The sequence below is a fragment of the Burkholderia sp. Bp9004 genome, assembly GCF_003858025.1.
In the GTDB taxonomy this organism is placed as follows: domain Bacteria; phylum Pseudomonadota; class Gammaproteobacteria; order Burkholderiales; family Burkholderiaceae; genus Burkholderia; species Burkholderia diffusa.
Map to the genome: position 1 here is coordinate 42170 of NZ_QTQD01000036.1, position 22707 is coordinate 64876.

At 60.0% G+C, this 22707-nt stretch carries 21 protein-coding genes, 1 tRNA gene and 2 pseudogenes; all 24 read left to right on the forward strand.

Translation table 11 applies throughout. The annotated features are described in order from the left end of the window. Nucleotides 1-383 precede the first annotated feature (383 nt). A complete protein-coding gene (locus DIE08_RS29830; RefSeq protein WP_124905161.1) occupies nucleotides 384-1334 on the forward strand; it encodes a DUF2971 domain-containing protein in 951 nt (316 codons plus the stop codon). A gap of 739 nt (nucleotides 1335-2073) precedes the next feature. After that, a complete protein-coding gene (locus DIE08_RS29835) occupies nucleotides 2074-3033 on the forward strand; it encodes a hypothetical protein (RefSeq protein ID WP_124905163.1) in 960 nt (319 codons plus the stop codon). Nucleotides 3034-3309: 276 nt separating this feature from the next. After that, nucleotides 3310-3609 carry an H-NS family nucleoid-associated regulatory protein gene (locus DIE08_RS29840; RefSeq protein WP_059684580.1) on the forward strand — a complete coding sequence of 100 codons (300 nt, stop codon included), beginning with the start codon at nucleotides 3310-3312 and terminating at the stop codon, nucleotides 3607-3609. Between the two features lie 142 nt (nucleotides 3610-3751). Further along, nucleotides 3752-3828, forward strand: a tRNA-Met gene (locus tag DIE08_RS29845). Between the two features lie 282 nt (nucleotides 3829-4110). Next, complete coding sequence (locus DIE08_RS36590) at nucleotides 4111-4467, forward strand: HNH endonuclease (protein ID WP_124905165.1); 357 nt, start codon at nucleotides 4111-4113, stop codon at nucleotides 4465-4467. A gap of 152 nt (nucleotides 4468-4619) precedes the next feature. Beyond that, nucleotides 4620-5096, forward strand: coding sequence for a phage terminase small subunit P27 family (locus DIE08_RS29855; protein ID WP_124626012.1), 477 nt, complete (start codon nucleotides 4620-4622; stop codon nucleotides 5094-5096). 3 nt (nucleotides 5097-5099) lie between these two features. Beyond that, a complete protein-coding gene (locus DIE08_RS36395; RefSeq protein WP_260436588.1) occupies nucleotides 5100-7862 on the forward strand; it encodes a terminase TerL endonuclease subunit in 2763 nt (920 codons plus the stop codon). Beyond that, a complete protein-coding gene (locus DIE08_RS29875; protein ID WP_124626014.1) occupies nucleotides 7859-8044 on the forward strand; it encodes a hypothetical protein in 186 nt (61 codons plus the stop codon). The genes DIE08_RS36395 and DIE08_RS29875 overlap by 4 nt, the downstream gene beginning before the upstream one ends. Nucleotides 8045-8048: 4 nt before the next feature. Further along, a complete protein-coding gene (locus DIE08_RS29880; protein ID WP_124905167.1) occupies nucleotides 8049-9308 on the forward strand; it encodes a phage portal protein in 1260 nt (419 codons plus the stop codon). Beyond that, nucleotides 9305-10273 (forward strand): S49 family peptidase, encoded by a 969-nt coding sequence (locus DIE08_RS29885; RefSeq protein WP_124905169.1) that lies wholly within the window; start codon nucleotides 9305-9307, stop codon nucleotides 10271-10273. Before DIE08_RS29880 ends, DIE08_RS29885 begins: the two co-directional genes overlap by 4 nt. A 103-nt stretch (nucleotides 10274-10376) precedes the next feature. Next, on the forward strand, nucleotides 10377-11684 hold the full coding sequence (locus tag DIE08_RS29890; RefSeq protein WP_124905171.1) for a phage major capsid protein: 1308 nt from the start codon (nucleotides 10377-10379) through the stop codon (nucleotides 11682-11684). Between the two features lie 59 nt (nucleotides 11685-11743). Then, nucleotides 11744-11926 carry a hypothetical protein gene (locus DIE08_RS29895; RefSeq protein ID WP_124905173.1) on the forward strand — a complete coding sequence of 61 codons (183 nt, stop codon included), beginning with the start codon at nucleotides 11744-11746 and terminating at the stop codon, nucleotides 11924-11926. Between the two features lie 6 nt (nucleotides 11927-11932). Next, the gene (locus DIE08_RS29900) at nucleotides 11933-12499 is read left to right on the forward strand and encodes a hypothetical protein (protein WP_124905175.1); all 567 of its coding nucleotides are present in this window, start codon (nucleotides 11933-11935) and stop codon (nucleotides 12497-12499) included. Further along, nucleotides 12499-12825, forward strand: coding sequence for a phage head closure protein (locus DIE08_RS29905; protein WP_124626026.1), 327 nt, complete (start codon nucleotides 12499-12501; stop codon nucleotides 12823-12825). The genes DIE08_RS29900 and DIE08_RS29905 overlap by 1 nt, the downstream gene beginning before the upstream one ends. Continuing rightward, nucleotides 12818-13240, forward strand: a complete 423-nt coding sequence (locus DIE08_RS29910) for an HK97-gp10 family putative phage morphogenesis protein (RefSeq protein ID WP_124905177.1) — start codon at nucleotides 12818-12820, stop codon at nucleotides 13238-13240. The genes DIE08_RS29905 and DIE08_RS29910 overlap by 8 nt, the downstream gene beginning before the upstream one ends. After that, nucleotides 13237-13581, forward strand: a complete 345-nt coding sequence (locus tag DIE08_RS29915; protein WP_124905179.1) for a DUF3168 domain-containing protein — start codon at nucleotides 13237-13239, stop codon at nucleotides 13579-13581. Before DIE08_RS29910 ends, DIE08_RS29915 begins: the two co-directional genes overlap by 4 nt. Nucleotides 13582-13638: 57 nt before the next feature. After that, on the forward strand, nucleotides 13639-14103 hold the full coding sequence (locus DIE08_RS29920; RefSeq protein WP_124905181.1) for a phage tail tube protein: 465 nt from the start codon (nucleotides 13639-13641) through the stop codon (nucleotides 14101-14103). Between the two features lie 30 nt (nucleotides 14104-14133). Further along, entirely contained in the window at nucleotides 14134-14598 is a 465-nt protein-coding gene (locus DIE08_RS29925) for a phage tail assembly chaperone (RefSeq protein WP_124905183.1), read from the forward strand. Next, nucleotides 14595-14876 carry a DUF4035 domain-containing protein gene (locus tag DIE08_RS29930; RefSeq protein ID WP_124905185.1) on the forward strand — a complete coding sequence of 94 codons (282 nt, stop codon included), beginning with the start codon at nucleotides 14595-14597 and terminating at the stop codon, nucleotides 14874-14876. The genes DIE08_RS29925 and DIE08_RS29930 overlap by 4 nt, the downstream gene beginning before the upstream one ends. Before the next feature lie 13 nt (nucleotides 14877-14889). Next, nucleotides 14890-18990, forward strand: a complete 4101-nt coding sequence (locus DIE08_RS29935) for a phage tail tape measure protein (protein ID WP_124905187.1) — start codon at nucleotides 14890-14892, stop codon at nucleotides 18988-18990. After that, entirely contained in the window at nucleotides 18990-19328 is a 339-nt protein-coding gene (locus DIE08_RS29940) for a phage tail protein (protein WP_124626037.1), read from the forward strand. The genes DIE08_RS29935 and DIE08_RS29940 overlap by 1 nt, the downstream gene beginning before the upstream one ends. Before the next feature lie 8 nt (nucleotides 19329-19336). Continuing rightward, nucleotides 19337-21238, forward strand: coding sequence for a tail fiber domain-containing protein (locus tag DIE08_RS29945; RefSeq protein ID WP_185715916.1), 1902 nt, complete (start codon nucleotides 19337-19339; stop codon nucleotides 21236-21238). After that, a pseudogene (locus DIE08_RS29950) lies at nucleotides 21235-21570 on the forward strand (phage minor tail protein L); the annotation flags it as partial. The gene DIE08_RS29945 and the pseudogene DIE08_RS29950, both read left to right, overlap by 4 nt. 759 nt (nucleotides 21571-22329) lie before the next feature. Then, nucleotides 22330-22671, forward strand: a pseudogene (locus DIE08_RS29955) (phage minor tail protein L); the annotation flags it as partial. Nucleotides 22672-22707: the final 36 nt, after the last annotated feature.

The window sequence follows — 22707 nt, forward strand, 5'->3', positions numbered from 1 at the left end:
CTATCAGGCGGCGAAGGTAGCGCTGTATCCGCACGTGAGGGCGCGCGGTCTGTTGAAGGAGCTGCAACCGGCACAAAGGGGCTAGACTTGAGCTCTTTTGTCGATGCCCGCTCACCAAGGGCAGTGATCGACCCACAATGGACCGTCGATTCAACATACCTAGAGCGGCGGCTTCCAAGGTACAACGGTCGTCCGCGCATTAATGTCGGTCTGCGGCTTAAGGCTTCGGGGCTACGCAAGAGCGTGGTAACATTTTCAGCACGCCTGCCGTGAGGTCTAGGGCAATTGGGTAGATAGAAGTGGCGCAGCTGAAACGCGCCCAATCATGATTCAAAGATATTCGCATCGAAATTACTAATTATTTATCGGTCGGGGCTGCCTGTATGAATTGGATTGATGACTTTGTTGCCAAACTCTTCCCGCTGGATACATCTTCGCGGAAACTGGAAGCCGCTTTTTTGCTTAAATATCAAAACATTCCAAATAGATTATTCAAATATCGCGAGGCGAATGAGTATTCGATAAAAAATCTTCTCGACGACACTGTTTGGCTTGCAGACCCCGCGACATTCAACGATCCGTATGATTGTCACCATTTCATCGACTACGACAAGTTATCAAATAATTTTTTGAAACTGATGCCGCAGGAATTGCGTGATCGCCTTCCACAGGACAAACTCGAAGAGATCGAAAATTCCATCTCGCTTGCAGAAGACCCAAATTCTGCAATGATCGACATTCTTTTGCGCGACGAAGCCCCGGGAAAAGCCGCCGCAATGAAAACGGCTCTACTTGGAGCAACATCGGCCATGTTTGAGAAAATGGGCACGGATGGCGCCAATCGAATGAAAGACGGATTCAAAGTCTGCTCGTTTTCGGAGCGTGTCGACTCGACATTGATGTGGGCGCACTATGCGAATTATCACAAGGGGTTTTGCATTGAGTATGACATAAAATCAGTGCGCCCCGATGATTATGTTTCCAGATTCATGTATCCGGTAATTTATAGTGAGCATCCGTTCGATGCAACGCAAAATATATTGCAAGTTGGGAAGGCTGGATTTAATAATTTATATTTGAATCTTGCTGGACTTATTAAATCGGTAGATTGGAGATACGAGAAAGAGTGGCGCCTGATTTTTACAAATGGCGTACTCGACAAGGCGCAGTCTTGGAAAATGCCATTGCCCAAAGCAGTATATCTCGGATCACATATTTCGCCTGACGATCAGGCGAGGCTCACCGATATTTGCACGAGTAAAGGAATTTCCCTTTTAAAGATGCATCACTCACGGGGTGCTTTCGCCATGGAGGCTCGGCCTATAGTTGCGTAGCGTCTAGTGTGAACTGCGGTCAGGCGAGAATATGGCTGAGATCGATTTAGCTTTGCGAGCTTTGTGGTCAAAAAGCTGGGACGATGAATCTAGGCCATCTTGATCAGAGTCTCCTTTCGACCTCCTCATCCCCGCGCATTGTGATCTGCGCGCTGCTTCTGAAAGAAGTGGAACTAATCCGCGAGACTCGCGCGCTGCTTGCGCCGAGGTATGTGCAAGCGGTCATCCGCTTGATGCGAATGACCGCTGTCGCAGGCGGAAGCGTCGCTCATGCGTCCTTGCTAGTCGAAAACGAACGTCTCTTGATGGCCGAACGCGGCCGGCCGCGGCTCTGTGACGCGCGACCGGCGCAGATCGACCCGAAGCCGCCTTAGCGCCGAACGACGGGTGAACGTCCGCTTCCCGAGCGAGTTCTGTCGCTAGAATCCCCCAAGGACCGCCGCCATGCGTCGCATCTTCATCGCCTCAAATTTATCTGGTTAAGAGTTCGAGAAAATACGGCGAGAGTTGTTGGCTCGCCGTTCATCGCCGTCATACAAAAACCAACCGATTACGATTGCAGATGTGCTTAACGAGCCGACGGTTGACATGACAAACACCATCCCGATGGCGAACACCGACATAGCACGAAAGCTTGTACAGTAATTCAGTTGGGCAATCGAGCATAGAAGGACCGTTGGGGCCCGTCCTTTTTGCTGACTACTTTATACTCCTCGATTAAACGACGGAGACTTGCTGCATGAAGATATACATTGCAAATCTCGGCATCCAGAACCATCTCTGGCCAACGTGTCTTGAGCGATCCACGATCGCCCTGTTCGAAGATGTAAGACTGCGTCCGTTCTGGGAACGCCGTGATCGTGAGGGCTATATTGCCGTTGCTAAGACGCTTGGCACGGCAGCGCAGACGGCAGGACGCTGGTTCAATCTGCCAGAGATCATTCTTGGCACAGCAGGTGACATCTGGATCCATCGCGATCGCGACTACCTGTGGTGGACAGTGTCGAAGGCAGAGCCGGCTACTACCACGCTCGAACCATGGAACGATCCGAGCGGTAAGACGAGCGAGATCTACATAACGCATAAGCCGGTGGAGCCGTGGTTGAACCGCGACAGGAAAGGCAACCGTCTCCTCTGGAAAGAAATTCATCCAACCGCTCGCTGGTTCCTCACGACGGAGGCTACAGTTCAGTCTGTGGCGACCCATCCCGACTATGCACTCGCACTGATCAACGGCGACAGTCTTGCTCAGTGGCATTCGCAGCCGCTTTGGGAGGCCGCTCGTCAGAAGTCCGGCAAAGGCCAAGTGACCAACTACGATCCGATCGCGAAGTCCGCATGGCAAATGGCGTACACAGCCATGCAGACGACGGCCTACGCGAACGGTCAGGACGTCACACGTACCTTGAAAAACAAGGACATGATGTTCTCCTCGCAGCCCGAACTTGAGGAGTACATCAAGGATCTCGCTAAGCAACAGCAAAACCTGTGCGCGATCACCTCTCTTCCGCTTCAGTTCATGGGTGTGGAGACAGACCCGGAAATGCTGTGCTCGCTTGATCGCATCGACAGCAGTGGCCATTACGAGCGCGGCAATCTGCAACTGGTTTGTCGTTTCATCAATCGATGGAAGAGCGACGGTGACGTCGACGAATTCCGACGCCTAATCAAAGTTTTGCAAACGTCCGGCCTGACGTAGGTCTCGGATCGTCCCGCACTATTTTGGCAGACGTCGCCAACGGCTATGGTCGCCTCGCGTCAATTTAGGGTGGATCGTGACGCGCCGGTTTTTGATGCTAACCAGCCGCCCGCACACCCAACTGGCCGACCGAATAAGTGTCACCTTCTGGTCGAACTGAGTCAGTCGATGTGAGCCGATGTTCCCGTTGGGATCCACACTTGTGGGATATCGATGTGCTCCTTCGCGTAGGTCAAAACGTCTATCATATGTACAACACAACAATTGGAGGAATGCATGGCAACTTACAAGGAACTGAAAGCCCAAGCGGAGGCATTGGCTGAGAAAGCAGAAGCTGCTCGCCTAGCTGAGTTTCGGGCCGTTGTCGAAGAGATCCGTGCCAAGGTCGCGGAGTACGGCATTACCGAGAAAGACATTTTCGGTGCGCGTCGTGGCAAGTCAGGAACGCAAACGAAGGCGCCAACGGAGGCGAAGTACCGCGATCCGAAGACCGGCGCGACCTGGTCGGGCCGTGGCCGCGCGCCGGCCTGGATCAAGGATGCCAAGAATCGGAATCGATTCCTGATCCAAGAGTAAATTAACTTGGGGGTTGTAAACTCGCTCGCGTTTCGTTATATTGACGACGTCGGGCGCGAGGTGCGCCAAAGCGAAGCCCGCAAGCGAAAGCAAGCGGGCTTTTTTGATTGCAGTGATGCGCCAGTTCGCCTACAATCGCGGCCGCGGGGTGGAGCAGTCTGGCAGCTCGTCGGGCTCATAACCCGAAGGTCATAGGTTCAAATCCTATCCCCGCAACCAACAGCGAAGCCCGCTCTGCGACAGCAAGCGGGCTTTTTGCTTTGTGCCATCACGTGATCGAGTGGCATTTGAGGCGGGGTGTAAGTTGAAGGCCGAAGACCGAAGACGACTCGAGAGGCTTGCCTGGTTGCCTGGGCATTGACCCGGGTTGGACCGCCCGCCTGACCTTGTCGGCTGGAGTTGGTAGTTCGAATCTCATCACCCGACCATTTGTTGAAGCCCGCAAGGTGAAAGCCTCGCGGGCTTTTTCGTTTACGCGTCCAATCCGCATGAGGTGCGTCTATGCCCGCCCGACCGATGAAGCCTTGCAAGCACCGGGGATGCGGTGCGCTTGTTGCGGATGGCAAGTCGCACTGCGATCAGCACGCGCACGAGGCCGTCAAGTGGAAGCCAGATACCGTTCGTGGCAATCGCCATGCGCGGGGATACGGAAGTGCGTGGGAAAAGATCAGATTGCGCATCATGCGTCGCGACTGCGGTCTTTGTCAGCCGTGCTTGCAAGTTGGGCGAGTGACGACGGCGACTGCGGTTGACCACGTAGTTTCGAAAGCGCGAGGCGGAACTGACCGCGACGAGAACCTGCAAGCAATCTGTCGCGACTGTCATGCGACGAAGACGGCGCGCGAGCGGCTGCAGTGACGCGGGCGCGGTCGAGCCCTGTCGTCGACCGCTCGGCGGGCGGGGCAGGTGGGGAGGGGGGGTAAAAAGTCTGAGAGGCGTCGCCTCCGGGACCGCCCGCCTCGTCAAATTTTCACACCCGCGAAAAATGAAATTTAAAGGTTGAGCGAAATATGCCCGGAGTCGCGGGCCGCTCCGGACGTCGACCGAAGCCCGTCGCAAGAAAGGAGGCCGCCGGGAATCCGGGTAAGCGGCAGTTGAATACCCAGGAACCCGATTTCGGTTTGGTCACGAATATCGAACCGCCGGAATGGCTGGATCCTCAGGCGGTGGAAATGTGGGAGCGCGTAGCGCCCCTGCTGTGCAAGCAGAAAATCCTTCAGTTCACGGATCTGCATAACGTCGAGATCTTCTGCGCTGCATATGGCAACTGGCGGCGTGCGCAAGAGCAGCTTGCGCGCGAAGGCCCGGTGGTAATGGGGGCGCAGGGTGGTCCGGTGAAAAACCCGGCCGCTACCGTCGTGAAGGAGGCCGCCGGTCAAATGGCAACGTTCGGAGCCATGCTCGGGCTCGATCCGTCGAGCCGTCAGCGGCTAATTGGTCCGAAAAAGAAGAACGCCGGCAATCCATTTGCCGATTTGCTGGGTTGAAAGATGGCACGAGAGTCTTTTCCGCTGGTCGCGCGAGCGAACCAGTTCGCGCGCGACGTTGTGCGCGGGAAGGTTCTGGCATGTCGGTGGGTGAAGCTGGCGTGCCAGCGCCATCTAGACGACGTTGTTGCGAGCAGGTCAGCTTCGTTCAAGTACAAGTTCGACCCCGCAAAAGCTGAAAAGAAGCTGCGGCTGATTGAGCTTTTGCCGCATACGAAAGGTGAATGGGCGTACAAGCGCCAGCTCGTCACGCTGGAGCCGTGGCAACTCTTCGGACTGGCGTGCACGTTTGGTTGGGTCAAGAAGAAGACGGGGTTTCGACGCTTCCGGGAGTCGTATTGGGAGGTGCCGCGAAAGAATGGGAAGGCGCTGGCTATTGACACTCCGGTAGCTACTCCGAACGGTTGGAAGAGGCACGGTGATCTGCGCGCAGGTGACATTGTGTTTGCTGCGGACGGGTCTCCCCAGCGAGTGCTTGCTGTCACGGAGCACTACGCAGGCCCCTGCATGGAGCTCCGACTGTCAGATGGCGAGACTATAGTTGCTCATGAGCGGCACGAGTGGGTAACACAGCGAACCTGGTACACGAAGCGCCCGAAAGGCAGCCGCGCGCCGCTTCCGACGGTGGAGACGCGCGAGATTGCTGAAACACTTCGTGGAGGCGCGCGCGGTGACTTCGTGCATCGGATTGCGCTCGCAGGTGCTCTTCAACTGGCAGAAGCGAAACTGCCGGTGCCGCCGTATGTGCTCGGCGCGTGGCTGGGAGATGGGCATTCGAGATCTGCGACCATCACTTCAGCGGATCCAGGAATCCCGGAGGAAATACGTCGTTCTGGTGTGCCGTGTATTGAGGTGGGGCGCTATCGCAATGAAACGAAGCTGTATCGGTTAAGCGACGGTGACCGCTCGCAAAAGGCTCGAAACAAATGCGTCGCAGCGCGTCTGCGCCAACTGGGGTTGCTTTGGCCCAATCGCAAGCATATCCCGGCTCAGTATCTCCGCGCATCCTTTGACCAGCGGCTCGAGTTGCTGCGAGGGTTAATCGATACTGACGGGTATGTATCGGTACAAGGGCAGGTGGTGTTCGGCACGATTTCCGCGCGCCTGGCGGACAACGTCATGGAGTTGCTTCGCTCGCTTGGGATGAAGCCGTCGATGCGGATGGATCGCGCGAGCTTGAATGGCAAGGATTGCGGCGCGAACTACGAGATTCAATTCTGGCCCCCCGATGGGCTTAGCGTCGCGCATCTCGAGCGAAAACGATCTCGCCAGCTTGCGCCGCATGGCAAGAAGCGGCGTAGCGCGTCTCGCACGGTCGTTTCGGCGACGCCGGTCGGTGATCGAGTCGTAAATTGCATTCAAGTCGAGGCGGGCGTGTATCTGGCCGGCCGGGGGATGGTTCTGACGCACAACAGCGTGATTGCTGCTGGCGTCGGGATCGCCATGTTTACTGCCGACGATGAATTCGGTGCTGAGGTGTACTGTGGCGCGACGACCGAGCGGCAAGCTTGGGAAGTTTTCCGTCCCGCACGTCTTATGGTTAAGCGGTCGCCGATGCTCGTCGAACACCTTGGCATCGAGGTCAATGCGCAGGCACTAAACCGCCCCGAGGACGGTAGTCGTTTTGAGCCGATCATCGGCAATCCGGGCGATGGCGCCTCGCCATCGTGCGCGATCGAAGATGAGTATCACGAGCACGATACGAATGCTCAGTACGAGACGATGATCACGGGTATGGGCGCGCGCAGGCAGCCGCTAATGTTCATCATCACGACGTCGGGCGCGAATATCGAAGGCCCGTGCTACGACAAGCGCCGACAGGTGATCGAAATGCTCGAAGGGACGGTTCCCGACGACGAGCTTTTCGGGTGGATCTGGACGATTGACGAAGGGGACGATTGGACCGATCCGCGAGTGCTGGCAAAGGCCAATCCGAATATCGGAGTTTCTGTCTACCAGGAGTATCTGGAGAGCCAGCAGCAGCGCGCGATCAAGTCGGCGCGTTTCACAAACACGTTCAAGACGAAGCATCTGAACGTCTGGACGTCGGCGAAGACGGGCTATTTCAACCTCGAAGACTGGAAAGCCTGCGAAGACCGCACGCTGACCCTTGAACAGTTCGAGGGGCAAGATTGCGTGCTTGCGCTCGACATGGCGCGCAAGCTTGACTTGAACAGCATGGCTCGCCTTCTCTGGCGCGATATCGACGGGCGGCGGCACTACTTTTGCGTGGCGCCGCGATTCTGGGTGCCCGAGGACACCATGCGAAACACCGAAAACCGTCGTATGGCAGAGCGGTATCAAGCGTGGGTCAATCAAGGCTTTCTGCTCGAAACGGATGGCGCGGAGATCGACTATCGCGACATTCTGGAAGAAGCGAAGGACGCGAGTCGGGTGTGCCCGGTGCAATGCACGCCGCTCGACCCGCATGGCGCAACGAACCTATCTCATCAGCTCGAGGACGAAGGGCTGACGCCCGTCACGATCGTGCAGAACTACACGAACATGTCGGACCCGATGAAGGAGCTGGAGGCGGCGATTACGTCCGGCCGGTTCCATCACGACGGCAACCCGATCATGACCTGGTGCGTCAGCAACGTTATCGGCAAGAACCTGCCGGGAAATGACGACGTCGTGCGCCCAATCAAGCAGGGCAACGACAACAAAATCGACGGCGCGGTTGCGCTGATCATGGCGATAGGTCGGGCCATGCTGGCCGATCGAGTCAATTCTGAGTCGATCTACGATCAAGGAGTAGGCGTTTGAATTCAATTGGTATTGCGGCCTGGGTGGCCGGCCTGCTCGGGTTCGCGCTGCTGGTGACGGGCGTGGCGCTGATCAGTCTGCCGATCGGGCTGATTGTCGCGGGTGTCCTGCTTCTGTTGTGGGCGCTCTTGGCGGATATGGCGGCGGCTCGTGTACAGCGAGTCGGGCAACCGAAGGAGTAGCCCGATGTTCTTCAGTAGGCAATTGCTGTCCCATGGCAGTCAGACGCAGATGAGCGGAGGAGGATGGCTGTCGGCACTGTTAGGTAGCGCGCGGTCGGATGCCGGTCAGGTGGTTACGCCGGCGAGCGCGTTGTCGCTGACGGTCCTGCAAAACTGCGTCACGCTGCTTTCGGAGAGCATCGCGCAGTTGCCGATCGAACTGTATAAACGTTCGGGCGACGACAGGAAGCCGGCAGTCGACCATCCGCTGTATTCGATCCTGAAATATGAGCCGAACCCCTGGCAGACCCCGTTTGAGTACCAAGAGCAATCGCAGGTCGCGGCAGGTTTGCGCGGCAATAGCTACAGCTTCATTGATCGCGATCAGGACGGAGTTATCCAAGGGCTGTATCCGCTCGACAATGAGGCGGTGACGGTCATGAAGGGCTCGGACCTGATGCCCGTTTATCAAGTCTACGGTTCCGAACCGATGCCGAAGCGGTTGGTACATCACGTTCGCTGGATGTCGATCAACGGTTACACCGGATTGTCACCGGTTCTGCTGCATGCAAACGCAATCGGGCATGCGCAAGCGATCCAACAGTACGCTGGAAAGTCGTTCATGAATGGCACCGCGCTATCGGGCGTTATCGAGAGGCCGAAAGAAAGTCCGGCGCTGAAGGATCAGGCCAGCGTGGACCGAATCACGGACGGCTGGAACGCGAAATTTGGCGGGTCCGGAAACGCGAAGAAAGTCGCTCTGTTGCAAGAAGGCATGACCTTCAAGCCGTTGTCGATGACGAACGTTGACGCAGCGCTGATCGACGCACTGCGCCTGTCGGCGCTCGACATCGCGCGGATCTACAAGATCCCGGCTCACATGGTGAACGAGCTCGAGGGGGCCACATTCAGCAATATCGAGCATCAGTCGCTCCAGTTCGTCATCTACACGCTGTTGCCGTGGGTCAAGCGGCATGAGCAGGCGAAGACGCGCGACCTCTTGCTGCCTTCGGAGCGCAAGCAGTATTTCATCGAATACAACCTCGCGGGGCTGCTGCGCGGCGATCAGTCGTCGCGGTACGCCGCATATGCGGTCGGGCGCCAGTGGGGCTGGCTGTCGATCAACGACATTCGGCGGCTTGAGAACATGCCGCCGGTCAACGGCGGCGACATCTACCTGAGTCCGATGAACATGGTCGATGCGTCAAAGCCGCAGCAATTCCCCGCTGGCAAGACCGAGCCGACGAAAGCGCAGATCGACGAAATTGGGAGGATCCTATCTTGAAGCCGCACCTCAGACTTGCAAGTCTGATTTTCAATCAACCGCAGCTCGTCACGGACCCGATGATGTCTCTCGCGGTTCAGTGGGCGAACCAGGCGCTCAACCTCAACATCGTCAACCTGACCGTGAACGGCGCGCAGCCGAAAATCATGGAGGATGACGATTACGACAGCGGTGCGCAGATGGCGGCGGCATCCGAGCGTCGGCGAGCGTTGGTTGCTGATACCGGCATGGACATCATTCCTGTGTCGGGGATCCTTGTGTCGCGTTCGGCGCACATGAATCCGTGCGAGCCGATGACCAGCTACGAGGGCTTGCGTTCCTCCGTGAATCAAGCGGTTGCTGATCCAGCTGTCGAGCACATCGTGCTCGATATCGACAGCAATGGCGGCAGCGCGACCGGTGCGTTCGAACTGGCTGACGACATCCGCGCCGCTTCGCTGATCAAGCCGATAACGGCCATCGTCAACTTTTCGGCCTTCTCGGGCGGCTATCTCATCGCGGCCGCGGCTTCGAAGGTGATCGTCAGCCGCACGTCGGGCGTCGGGTCCATTGGCGTGATCGCCAACCATCTCGACGTTTCGCAGCGTGACGAGCAGCAGGGGATCAAGGTGACGTCGGTGTTTGCCGGTGACCACAAGAACGACCTGACGCCACATGAGCCGCTGAGCGACCAGTCGCTATCGTTCCTTACCAGCATGGTGCAAAACAGCTACAAGCAGTTTGTCGATGCGATCGCGAACTTCCGTGGCTTGAGCACTCAGGCGGTGAAGGACACGCAGGCGGGCATCTTCTTCGGGCAGCAAGGCGTCGACGCCGGGCTGGCGGACAGCATCGAGACGCCTCAGGCAGCGATCAACCGGATCGCCGCCGAAGTGCGAGCATCGCGAGTCGAGCGTCAGAGCGGGAGCGCCCGACGTAGTGTGTCGACCCGTGCGGCGGCGATGAATATGCGGGCGATGATGTAACCGTTCGCGAGAAATCGAATTTTCCAGATCAACACCAGAGCGCGTTCGCGTCTCAGTTGAACACGGCCACCTTCGGGTGGCTTTTTTTTTAGGAGAAGGGTAAGTGAACATCAATGAACTCCGCCGCGAACGCGCTGCCATCAACCAGCGTGTTCAAGCGCTGGCTCAGATCGAGTTGGGCGGCACCGCATTGTCGGTCGAACAGCAGGCCGAATTCGACCAGCTCAGCTCGAAATTCAACGAGTTGACCGCACAAATCGAGCGCGCGGAAGCCGCGGAGCGCATGGCCGCCGCCGCCGCGGTGCCGGTCGATCCGACGCCGGCCGCAGTCACTGCACCGGGTGCGGCATCCGTACCTGCACAGCCGAAGGTCCCGGAAGTGAAGGGCGCGAAGATGGCACGTATGGTTCGCGCTCTCGCGGCGGCGCGTGGCGACGCGCAGCTCGCTTCGAAACTGGCGATCGAGCGTGGTTTCGGCGAGGAGGTCGCGATGTCGCTCAATACGCTCTCGTCGAGCGCGGGCGGCGTGCTCGTGCCGGAAAACCTGTCGAGCGAAGTGATCGAACTGCTGCGTCCGAAGTCCGTCGTACGCAGGCTCGGCGCTCGCTCGCTGCCGTTCGAGAATGGCAATGTCACGATGCCGCGCCTGAGGGGCGGCGCAATCGTCGGCTACATCGGAGCCGATAGCGACATGCCGGCGACGGAGCAAAAGTTCGACGACCTGAAGCTGTCGGCTAAGAAGATGGCCGCGTTGGTGCCGATCGCGAACGATCTGATCAAGTACGCGGGCGTGAATCCGAATGTCGATCAAATCGTGGTCGGCGACCTCACTGCCGCGATCGGAGCGCGCGAAGACAAGGCGTTCATCCGCGACGATGGCACGGCGAATACTCCGAAAGGGTTGCGCTTCTGGGCTCTCGCCAGCAACGTCATCACCGCGAGTGACGGCTCGACGCTGCAAAAGATCGAGACAGATCTCGGCAAGGCCATTCTCGCGCTCGAAAACGCCGACGCGAATCTGACGCAACCCGGCTGGATCATGGCTCCCCGCACGTTCCGATTCCTCGAAGGTATGCGCGACGGGAACGGCAACAAGGTCTATCCGGAGCTCGCCAACGGCATGCTCAAGGGCTATCCGGTCGGCAAGACGACACAGGTGCCCATCAATCTCGGTGACGCCGGCAAGGAGTCGGAAATCTACTTCACCGACTTCGGTGACGTGTTCATCGGCGAAGCGGAAACGCTCGAGATCGACTACAGCAAGGAAGCGACCTACAAGGACGCTGGCGGCGAAGTGGTCAGCGCGTTCCAGCGCGACCAGACGCTGATCCGCGTGATCGCGAAAAACGACTTCGGCCCGCGTCACGTCGAGTCGATCGCCGTGCTGTCCGGCGTGACCTGGGGCGCGTAAGCGTAGTCGCAACCGTGCGGCTCGATCCGTCGTGATCGGGCCGCCGTTCGGAGAAAAACATGAAGGTGGTCAAGTTCAAGCGGCATTACGCGCAATACACGCCCGGCGATATCGCGGGTTTCGAGGACGCGCACGCTGATCGGCTCGTCGATGCGGAAATCGCGGAGGCATCCGTGCCGGAATCGAAGGAGGCGAAAGCGTCGCAGAAGGCCGACACGGGCAAGCCCGCGGCAAAGGGGTAATCCCAGATGGCTGCTGTTCTCGTCGAATACCTGGACGACACGGAGCCGCTTACCTTCGAGGACGTTGCGATTCAGTGTCGAATCGATGACGACGAAGAACGGGATTTCATCGAGCGCACGGTGATTCCCGGTGCGCGCCAGGCGGCCGAACGGAAGTCGGGGGCCTCAATTCGAAAAGCTCGCTACTTCGAGCGGCTGGCGGGCTTCCCGGTCGGTGACTTTCCGCTGTCGGTCGGTCAAGTGCTGCGCGTCGACAGCATCGAAATGCGCGACGGCACCGGCACGGCGTCGACACTCGACCCGAAAGGGTATGAGCTTGTCCAGCTCGGGCGCGAAACGTTGTGCGCGCTGCTTGGTGCTACTCACTGGCCGAACGCGCGGGCAGTGACGATCACGTATCAGGCTGGTGTCGACATCGAAAAGCATCCGTCGGTGCGGTCGTGGATGCTGCTTGCGGCTGCATGGGCCTACGACCACCGCGAGCTGTTCTCAGAGGGACAAGCAATCGCACAAATGCCAGACGGCTATGCGGACCTCCTGCTCGATTCGATCACCGTTCCGCCGAGGTTCTGATGAAAGCCGGAAAACTGAAAGAGCGAGTCGTCATCGAGCGGCCGAGCGGGGAAGAAAACGAAAACGGCGAACCGTTGCCCGGCGCGTGGGTCGTGCATTCGAAGCCGTGGGCCGACGTGCTGTTCGTGAACGGAAAGGAACACGTCATCTCCGGCGCGATTCGTGGCTCGACCGTCGCCAGCATGCGCATTCGCTATCGAGCAGGGATCGACGAGCAGATGCGGGTGCGTTACGACGGCAGGCTGTACGACATCACGGCGGTGCTGCCCGCTCGGACTCGTGGTTATCTGGACCTGTCGGTCAAAGTGGGAGAGAAGTATGTCTAGTGTCCAGATTCTCGGACTGGCTGACCTGCAGGCCGACTTCACGAAGCTGGCGAAGTCTCAGTCGACGAAGGCGCTCCGACGCGCAACTTTGGCCGGTGCCAAGGTCATTCGTGATGAGGCCCGAGCGCGGGCACCGAAGAAAACGGGGAAGCTGAAGCGGAACATCGTTTCGGCTTCGCTGCGGCAGAAGGACTCGCCAGGTGTGGCGACTGCCGGCGTTCGTGTTCGATCCAAGGGCAAGGAAGATTCGCCGACCAATGCGTTTTACTGGCGATTCGTCGAGCTTGGCACGCAGAACATGAAGGCCGAGCCGTTCATGCGCCCGGCGTTCGACGCCACGATCGTTCAAGCCGAGGGCGCGATTCGAACGGAAATCGCGCGTGCAATCGATACGGTGATCGGAGGTGGGACTTGAGCGCACTCGTCATCCGCGACGCGATCGGAGTCGTGGGAGTTGCAAAGGGCTATGTCGGTGTTGCAGGCTCGAAGGCGAAATCTCCGTACTTTGTTGTGTCTCGCGTGAGCGGCAAGCGTGACATCGCGCTCGGTGGAGCGACCGGTGGAAAGTCGGGGATGTTTCAAATCGACGTGTACGCGAACACTTACACGGAGGCTGACGCGCTTGCCGATCAGGTCATCGACCGCGCTTCCTCGAGCGGGAAATTTGCCGTCGGCGGGGTCAGTGAATTGCCGGATGATTTTTCGAGCGATACCGGGGATTTCAGGGTGAGCCTCGAAATATCTGTGCAGTTCTGATCGATTCAATTTCTGTTTGGCCCGCCGAGTGCGGGCCTTTTTCATTTTGAGGGGCTTATGGCCGAGAAAAGCAAGCGCATCAAGGCGCAAGGAACGAAGGTGGAGGTGTCGAAGATCGTGTCGACGAACCTCGACGACAAGACGCTCGTCTTTGTGGATCTCAACACGACGGGGAAGTCGATCCAATGGCAGGGTGGTCAGTCGTCGGAAATCGATGCAACGACCCTCGCGAGCGAGGAAAAGGAATACGAACTGGGTCTGCCGGACCCCGGTGAATTCTCCGTCGACGGCAACTATTCGTCCGACGACGAAGGCCAAAAAATTCTCCGTGCGGCGCGTGGGACGGGTGAAAAGCGCGTTTTCAGTGTGACGTTTCGCGACGGTTCCAAGTTTCTGTTCGTCGGGATGGTGCGTCAGTACACATGGTCGGCAGGCGTCGACGGCATTGTGACGTCGACTTACAGCGTACGCGTCAGCGGTTCGCCGAAGGAAGTTCCGCCGATGGCTCCGCCGGCAGGTTGATCGATCTCGCGAACCATCAAGGAATAGATGATGACGAACAAGGTAAAAGCCGGTGCGATTCGCGCCGCAATTCTCAACCCGCTGGCCGGCTGGCGGCATGAATTCATTTCGATGCCGGAATGGTGCGGCCAAACTGTGGCGGTGCGGGAGCCGCTTCTCGAAGATCGCGCCTTCTGGCTTGAGCCGCTGCGCCTCGTTGCCGGTGTCGAGCCAGGCGACGACGAAGCGACGGCCCGGGCGAAGTATGCGCGTGTCAGTGCGGAAGAACACAAGCTGGCATCCGCGCGCCTGTTTGTCCGCGTGCTGTATGTCGAAACGTCGGCTGGCTGGCGTCGCGAGTTCGAGGACGGCGAAGCCAAAGAGGTCGCGTCTGCATACGGTGCCCCGCACGATCGCATCATCAACAAGGCGATCGAACTTGGCAACCTGAAGGCCGATGCGGAAGACGACGGAAAAAAGCCCTCCGCCGAAACCCCGACCTCCGACTCGAACTGACGCTGGCGTTGCGGCTCGGGAGAACGCTAGCCGAGCTGCGTGCGCAGATGTCGTCGGCCGAGTTCGCATTGTGGCAGGCACTGGATGCCGAATCGCCAATCAGCGATGACCGTTACGACCTGCATGCCGCGATGGTTGCGTCAGCAGTGTTCCAAGCCCAGGGCGCGAAGGTGAAGGTGTCCGACATGCTGCCGAACTGGGGCGGGGGCGATTCAGAGGATGCGCAAGAGGTTGAGGACGATCCGTTCTTCGTGGGCCTCCTGAGCATGGCAAAGTAGGCGAGAAATAAATATGGCAACGAGTCTGCGCGAGCTGATCGTCAGCGTTACCGCAAATACGACCCAGTACGATCGACGCATGCAGCAGCTTGGCTCGACGGCCAGCGGCTACTTCAATACGGTCCGGGATGGAGGTCGGGCCGCCGATGCTGCGTTTGCGTCCAACGCGTCGAGCGTGCAGGTGACGGTTCGGGCCATCGAAGCCGCGCGCGGCTCAGTCACGGCATATGCGCAAGCTGCCGCCGCGGCGTTCGGCGTGCATCAACTGATCGAGTACGCCGACGAATGGATGAACTTGAGCAACCGGCTCAAGATCGTCACGCGTGATCAGATTGATTTCGCCGTTGCGCAGAACGATGTGCTTCAGATCGCTCGATCGACGCGCCAGCCGCTAGATGCGACGGCCGAACTGTATCAGCGGATCGCCAACAATACGGGTCACCTTGGCCTGTCGATCAAGCAAGTGGGCCCGCTGGTGGAGACGATCAGCAAGGCGGTCGCGCTTTCTGGGGTTTCGGCCGACACGGCTCGGATGGGTATCGTACAGCTCGGTCAGGCATTCGCTTCTGGTCAGCTGCGCGGGCAGGACTTGCATAGCGTGCTCGAGGAACTGCCGGGCGTGGCGGATGCTATCGCACGCGGCATGGGGCGGAGCTCGTCGGAGCTCAAGGGGCTGGCAGAAGCTGGCAAGCTGACGGTCGAAAACCTCATTGATGCGCTGCGAGAGGCTGCATCGAGCACCGACGCATTGTTTTCTAAGATGCAGGTGACCGTCGGGCAGGCGATGACGCGCCTGCAGACGGAGGTGCTGAAGTACGTCGGCGAAACGGACCATGCAACTGGCGCGAGTGCGAAGCTGTCGGAAGGCATCGTTTATGTTGCCGAGCACCTCGATCAGATCGTAAAGATCAGTGCATCGGTCGTTGCCGGTCGGCTCGGTGTCTATTTCGCACAGACCGCTGTGGCTGTCGGTAAGTCGGCGATCGCGTGGAACGCCGAGCGGCAGGCGTTGCTCGCGAAGACGCAGGCCGAAAACGCAGCTGCGCTCGTGACGATCACGAAGGCGCAAAGCGACCGTGATGCGGCGGCGGCGAAGTTGCAGAACGCGCAGGCGGCCGAGGTTGCTGCGGCGGCTGAACTGGCCGGTATGCGAGCGATGCGGGAAAGCCTCGCGATGCAGTCGGCGTTGACGGCCGGCTCGATCCAGTACACGCAGGCGAAGCTTGCCGAGGCGCGCGCGATTGAGGCGAGCGCGGTCGCGCAGGTCTCGACCGCACGGTCGAATCTGGTGAACAGTCAGGAGATCGGAACACGGATCGCTGGCACCCCGTATGCGGCTGTGATCGCGCGTGAGACGGCAGTGGCGCAGGGTGAGCTCGAGCGCGCCGAGGCGTCGCTCGCGCTGGCGCAGCAGCGTCGCGTGGCGCTGGAAGCTGCAGCGGCCAAGGGCACCGTCGATCAGACACGTTACGCGGCGGCGCTAGCCGAAACCGAGAAGGGGCTCGCGCTCGCTGAGCGCGAGGTGGCGGCTGCGACGCTGGCCCGCGAGCGGGCCGAGCGTGGTGCGACGGCAGCGACGGCCGGTCTGGCGGCGGCAACCGAGCGCGCGGCGGTGGCACAAACAGCTGCGGCGCGCGCGGGCTCGCTGATGCGCACGATGGGGGCCGGAATGCTGTCGGTGATGGGCGGTCTGCCGGGCATCATCGCGACAGTCGGCACGGTGGCGCTCGGCGCCGCAGTGAACTGGCTGATATTTCGCGATCACGCGAGCAGCGCGACGTCGAGCCTGGTCGACATGCAGGCGCCGCTCGACCAGATCATCGAGAAATATCGGCAGCTGTCGCCGCTCATGCAGGAGGCGGAGCGGCTTCGTGTTGAAAAGGCGGGGCAGCGCGCGAATTCCGATGTGGCGGCGGCGTATCAGACGCTTGCTTTCAAGGCAACACAGGCGGTAATGCCGGCGTCGATGGATGGCGGGATCGCTTTCCTGTCTCCGGAAGTTCAAGAGGCGGTTGACAAGCTCAACGCGTCTCTTCGCACGGTCGAGGCATCAGCGGAGAGTGTTGTCGAGAAATCGAAAGCTCGGCTGGGGCTTATCGATGAGTTTGCGAAGGCGACGGGTGGCGGGGCGGAACTTCGAGAGTCCTTGATCGCGGCGGCGGAAGCAATTGACGTTGCCGAGGGTGCTTCAAGGAAAAACTCCGAGGCTCTTTCGGCGATGGGCGCGGAGGCTCGCGGCGCCGCAGACGGAATCCGGTTGCTCACGCAGGAAAACAATTTCTTCGCCGGCGGTATGGCGGCCGAGGCGTGGAACAAGTACGTCGAGAAGCTGAAGGAAGCGTCCGACGTGATCGGCATGACTGCGCGGCAGCGCGCCGAGTATGAGGCGAAGTCGAAGGGCGCCAACACGGCGGAGGCACGGCAGGCCGGCTTGATTGCGGGCCGGGCCGACGCGTACAAGTCGCTCGAAAAGGCGATTCAGGACAAGGATGCCAAGGCCGAGGCGGGCGCACGTCGGAATATCGACAACCTGACGCGCGAGCTCGCCCTGATGAACCAGCAGATGGTCGTTGCGGCGGCGCTTGCTGAATTTCAGGCGGATCTCGTTAGCAAGAAATTCGAGAAATTCGGGTTCAACGCTGATGCGGCGCGCGCGGCGGCTGCGGCGCGCGGTAAGCAGGCTTTCGACGATACGGTTTCGGAGTCGGCCGCGCAGGTCGCGCGCATCACCGTCAATGCGCCGGCGTTGGGACACAAGGCGCGCTCGGGTGGCGCTCGAGGCGAGTCGGAAAGCCAGCGTTTGCTCGACAACATCGCGCAGCGGATCGCGCAATTGCGTGTCGAGGCGGTCGCGACCGACAAGCTCACGCAGTCCGAGAAGGATCGCATTGGCTTCGACCAGAAACTGACCGACCTAGCCGGCAAGCGCGCAAAGCTGTCCGACGGGGACAAGAGCCTGATCCGCGATCAGGCGTCGATTCGTGTGGCATACGACCGCGCCGTGCAGCTTGAGAAGGAGGTGCGGTATCACGACGCGATCAACAAGCTGAAGGAGCGGAGCGCGCAGATCGATGCCGAGCTGGCCGACTACGCGTCGGAGCGTCAGCGCGAGGTCGAACGCGAGCTCGCGTCGATGTCGATGGGCGACAACGCGCGCGAGCTGAATCAGGCGATGAGCCGCGTGGGCGATGAGTTTCGACGTCGACGCGACGATTTCACGAAGGGCGCGCGCAAGGACGGCACGCTCGGCTCGCCGGAATATCTGGCCGAAATCGAGCGCATCAACCGGGCCGAGGCCGAGCAGATCGAGCGCGAACGCGGTTATCTCGATCAGCGGCTCACTATGCAGCGTGATTGGCGCGTCGGCGCGAGCCGCGCGGTCGCGCTGTATCAGGAGTCCGCGGAGAACGCCGCAGGCAGGGCGGAAGAAGCATTCACCAGTTCGTTTCGCAACCTCGAGGATGCGGTCGCATCGTTCGCGGCAACCGGCAAGCTGGATTTCCGCGGGCTCGTGGACAGCATGATTGCAGATCTGGCGCGGTTCGCTGCGCGGGCTGCGATGGCGCCGGTGTTTAGCGCCCTTGGTTCTGTCCTGGGGCTGGGCGCGTCGGCGGCTGGTGGCTTCAGTTCGTCGTCGCTGTTGGGCGGTATCGGTGGCGGCCTGACGGATGCAATTGCGGGTAGCGGTGGGAATGCTTACGGATTCCACCTCGCCACGGGCGGGCGTGTTACCGGGCCCGGCACGTCGACGAGTGACAGCATCCCCGCGTGGCTTTCGAACGAGGAATTCGTGGTGAGGGCCGCGGCGGTGCGTAAGCCGGGCGTGCTTCGTCTGCTCGAGGCGATCAACAGCGGGCAGGATCTCGGTTTCGCGAAATTTGCGAACGGCGGGCTCGTTGGCGGCGGCTCGGCTGGGAGTGGTGCGCTCAGCGCGCCGGGCGGAGGGGTCGAGCTGAATATCCCGGTGACGATCGAGGGTGGCACCGGCGACGCGTCGCAGATGATGGCGAGCGCCGAGTTCGTGAAGAAACTCACACAGATGGTGCGGGGGCTCATCGCCACTGAGAGCCGCCAAGGTGGAGCGCTCTGGAAACTGAAAAACGGGATGGGGTGATGACCGACACATTTAATTGGTCGCCGACCGTGCAAGGTTTCGGCGGCGACACGACGCTGCATGTGCGAAAAGCCGAGTTCGGCGATGGGTACACGCAGCGTGCGGCCGACGGCCTCAACAATCGGTCGTCGACATACAACCTGCGGTTCGTCGGCAGTGCGGCCAAGATCACGGCGATATTGGCGTTCCTCGACGCACATGCCGGCGCGATCTCGTTTTTGTGGGCGCCGCCACTTCGCGAGCAGGGGCGGTTCGTGTGCGAGAAGTATTCGGAGCCGGTAAAGGACGGCAAGTCGTACACGATCACCGCACAGTTTGAACAGACATTCGCACCGTAGGAATGGGCATGGCAAATCTTCAAAAAGCAAACCTTGGCACGCCCCCAGCTGGTGTCGGTGGCGATGATCAGCGCGCTGCAAACACGAAGTTCAACGCGAACGTCGATGTGCTGAATGCACAGGCCGCAATTGTCTCAGCCGTGCCGATCACGTCAAATCAAGCCCTTGGCGATGCGCATATTGGCAAGCGGGTGAGCATCAACATTGCGGCAGGCGGCACGGTCAAGCTGGGAAGGGCAGCTCAGTATGCGGCCGACTCGGTCGTGTGGCTGGTCAACATTGGCGCGAAGCGTGTGATTCTTGCGCCGGGCGACGGATCCGGCGATACGGTTGGGTTGTCGGGGCTGAATCCCGGCGAGGCGGCGGTGTTTGATACCGATGGCGTGAAAACGTGGCGGGTGCTCATGCGAGGCCGCGCGAGTGGCGACGATGAGTCGATCAATGGTGCTCTGAGCGTCGGCGGAACGCTATCCGTCGGCGGCGGTGTTGCTGGCGACTTGCCCGCGACCGGGAAGGTCGGCGGCATGGCCGGCGCCAATCTGCTCGTGAACGGTTCTGGCGAGCTCGGGAATATCGGCTGGAACGGCAGAAACTTCACGGCCGATCGGGATTCGAGTGGCGGGAACGGTTCGTTCTTCAGGAACGCGGTCGTCCTCAACGGTTCGCCGTTGTACAACTACAGCGATTACCTTCCTGCTACACCCGGGCTCAAGGTCGCGATTCAGGGGATCGTAGGATCGGCCGGCATGACGGCAGGTGGCGCGGCGATCGGCGTTGAGTTTGTCGATGCGTCGAATGTGCTGTTGAGCGTGATTTCCCCGGCTGTTGTGCCCTTCGGCAATGCACCGACATTTCGGACGGCGACCGGCACTGCGCCGACGGGAACAGTCAAGATGCGGTTTCGCATCGGCGTCACTGCGTCGCCAGCCGGGCCGGTTGGTGCGGCGTCGTACGCCAATCTGAAATACGAACTCGGCACGTCGATCTCGGCGTATTCGCAGGAGGCGACTCTCGCATATTTGGCTGGGGCGCCGGCCTTGGCTGGTAGACCGACGTTTGCCGGCAAGGTGCCGTGGGATAGCGGAAATCTCGATCCGTCGAACTACATCGCACGTAGAGCCAGCAATGATATTGCCGGCACCTACTTTGCGAGTGGAACTATGCCGACCATTGCTGGCATCGATGCGGCTAGACAAGACGCATGCCTGACGATAGCGAACAACAGAAATTCATCTGCGTCCGCTGTAGTCCAGTTTCATCGCGAGGGCAATTTCGCTGCGTACTTCGGTTTGGACACCGACAACTACTGGAAAGTAGGTGGTCGCTCGATGGGGGCAAACGCATATCGTATTGTTCACGAGGGTATCGATGGCGCCACGCTGGGTGGATGGCTCCAGCTCAACGGCGCCAAGGTAGTGTACCTACCGAATTATGGCTACTTGTCGCAAGGCGGGGCCGGAGTGAGTACCGGCGCGGGCGGCAACGTCGGCGTCGCGCTTCACTGCCCTAATGGACGAATCGTGGCGGCCGAGTTTGATGCGGTGTCGGATGCTCGCCTCAAGACGGACATCGCCGAGATCGACCCCAATCGTGCGATCGATTTCGTGCGGAATGTCGACCCGGTGTCCTTCCGTTGGGTTGGCGAGGAAGGTGGGCCGGACGCAGTGCAGAACTTCGGTTTTTTGGCGCAAGCGGTGGGAAAGGCCGGCTTTCCCGAACTACTTCGTTTGGCAAGCGACCAGCGTGTTCACGAGACCGTCGATGATGATGGGTGGACGAGTCCTGAGGGCGTTCGATTTTCACTCAACTACGACCAGGTGATTCCCATCCATTCGTCCGTTCTGCGCAGTTTGCTCAGGAGAATGGCTGAGGTGGAAGCCAGCGTCGCAGAGCTTCGGAGCCGAGCATGACAATAACGGCAGATATTCAGAGTCTCGAGCCCGGCCGGCGTATTGAGTTATTCGAAGTCGACTGTGCGGCGATCGGTGGCGACGTGATGAGGTTCCACGGACACCTGCAGTCGACGTCGATCTTCTGGCAAGGGAAGGAGTACAAACCGTGGCCGATTCAGACGGGCGGGTTCGCGCGCACGTCAGATGCGCGGCAACCGTCGCCGACGCTGACGGTCGGCGATGTCAACGGCACGATCACGGCGCTGTGCATCGCGCTGGGCGATCTGGTCGGGGCGAGAGTCTATCGGCGCCGAACGCTTGCGAAGTACCTCGACGCGATCAACTTCCCGGTCGACCAGATAGCGGTGAACCAACAGTTCGGGATCGGTGACGGTGCGACGCGCGCGTTTCAGCTCGTCGGTCCGGGCGGCCTGTCTGTCGTTCGCGACGTGAACGTGACGGCGATCCGGCGCAGCGACTGGCAGGGGAACAGGCTTCTGTACTCGACGGCGCGTACGAACACCATTCGCTTCTCGGATGATTTCGCGCAACCCGCATGGTCGAAGCTGGGTTCGGGAACCGGCTCCGCTCCTGTCGTGACGCCGAATGCTGGGCCGGCGCCGGATGGTGTGGGGCGTGCGTGTCGGGTCGTTTTCGATCGTGGGGCGGGTATGAGCGACAACGATCGCAGCGAACTGTCGCAAGGACAATCGACGATCACGGGGCAGACCTTTGCGCAGGGAGTGTGGCTGCGATCGTTCGATGACGTCTCCACGTATCAACTGCAACTGAGCTTTCACAACGCCTATCCGATCATCGCAAACGTCGCGCCGACGTGGACGTACTTCGAGCACGCGGCACCGGCCATGGATACCGTGCGAGGTTTTCGCCTCGACCTGCGCGCGAACAAGGGATCGGCGCGTGCAGATGTGCTCGTATGGGGTGCAATGCAGGTGCAGGGTGCAGAAACGGGGACGTATATCCCGACCGGCGCGTCTCCCGCGTCGATGACGGATTACACGATCAACGAATCCGGCATTGTGCAGTTGGCGGCTGCTCCGGTGAAAGCGGCCGTGCTGATGTGGTCGGGAACTGGTGTGGCGGGGAACAACCCGACGGCCGATCCGAATGAGCAGTGGCCCGTCGAGCAATGGAGGATCGAGCAGAAAAGCGACGAGCAGCCAGGCGTACAGGTCGAATTTACGCTGTCGTCGCCGCTTGATTTTGGCGGTCAAAAGGTGCCCGCACGACAGATCGTTGGCATGTGCCAATGGCGCTATCGCGGGCCGGAATGCGGATATACAGCGATGGTGTTTTTCGACAAGAACGACAAACCCGTGAGCGATCCGGCGCTCGATCGGTGCAGCCAGAAAATCAGCGGGTGTGAATGCCGGTATGGCGTGAACAATCCGCTGCCGCACGGCGGTTTCTTGTGCGACACGCTCGCCTAGACCGTCGGACAACCTCACTTCACGGACCCGCCAATC

Coding starts and splice junctions, on each gene's coding strand:
- DIE08_RS29920 (WP_124905181.1), top strand. CDS start 13,639: ATGGCCGAGAAAAGCAAGCGCATCAAGGCGCAAGGAACGAAGGTGGAG.
- DIE08_RS29835 (WP_124905163.1), top strand. CDS start 2,074: ATGAAGATATACATTGCAAATCTCGGCATCCAGAACCATCTCTGGCCA.
- DIE08_RS29935 (WP_124905187.1), top strand. CDS start 14,890: ATGGCAACGAGTCTGCGCGAGCTGATCGTCAGCGTTACCGCAAATACG.
- DIE08_RS29840 (WP_059684580.1), top strand. CDS start 3,310: ATGGCAACTTACAAGGAACTGAAAGCCCAAGCGGAGGCATTGGCTGAG.
- DIE08_RS29940 (WP_124626037.1), top strand. CDS start 18,990: ATGACCGACACATTTAATTGGTCGCCGACCGTGCAAGGTTTCGGCGGC.
- DIE08_RS36395 (WP_260436588.1), top strand. CDS start 5,100: ATGGCACGAGAGTCTTTTCCGCTGGTCGCGCGAGCGAACCAGTTCGCG.
- DIE08_RS29880 (WP_124905167.1), top strand. CDS start 8,049: ATGTTCTTCAGTAGGCAATTGCTGTCCCATGGCAGTCAGACGCAGATG.
- DIE08_RS29945 (WP_185715916.1), top strand. CDS start 19,337: ATGGCAAATCTTCAAAAAGCAAACCTTGGCACGCCCCCAGCTGGTGTC.
- DIE08_RS36590 (WP_124905165.1), top strand. CDS start 4,111: ATGCCCGCCCGACCGATGAAGCCTTGCAAGCACCGGGGATGCGGTGCG.
- DIE08_RS29855 (WP_124626012.1), top strand. CDS start 4,620: ATGCCCGGAGTCGCGGGCCGCTCCGGACGTCGACCGAAGCCCGTCGCA.
- DIE08_RS29925 (WP_124905183.1), top strand. CDS start 14,134: ATGACGAACAAGGTAAAAGCCGGTGCGATTCGCGCCGCAATTCTCAAC.
- DIE08_RS29900 (WP_124905175.1), top strand. CDS start 11,933: ATGGCTGCTGTTCTCGTCGAATACCTGGACGACACGGAGCCGCTTACC.
- DIE08_RS29905 (WP_124626026.1), top strand. CDS start 12,499: ATGAAAGCCGGAAAACTGAAAGAGCGAGTCGTCATCGAGCGGCCGAGC.
- DIE08_RS29910 (WP_124905177.1), top strand. CDS start 12,818: ATGTCTAGTGTCCAGATTCTCGGACTGGCTGACCTGCAGGCCGACTTC.
- DIE08_RS29895 (WP_124905173.1), top strand. CDS start 11,744: ATGAAGGTGGTCAAGTTCAAGCGGCATTACGCGCAATACACGCCCGGC.
- DIE08_RS29830 (WP_124905161.1), top strand. CDS start 384: ATGAATTGGATTGATGACTTTGTTGCCAAACTCTTCCCGCTGGATACA.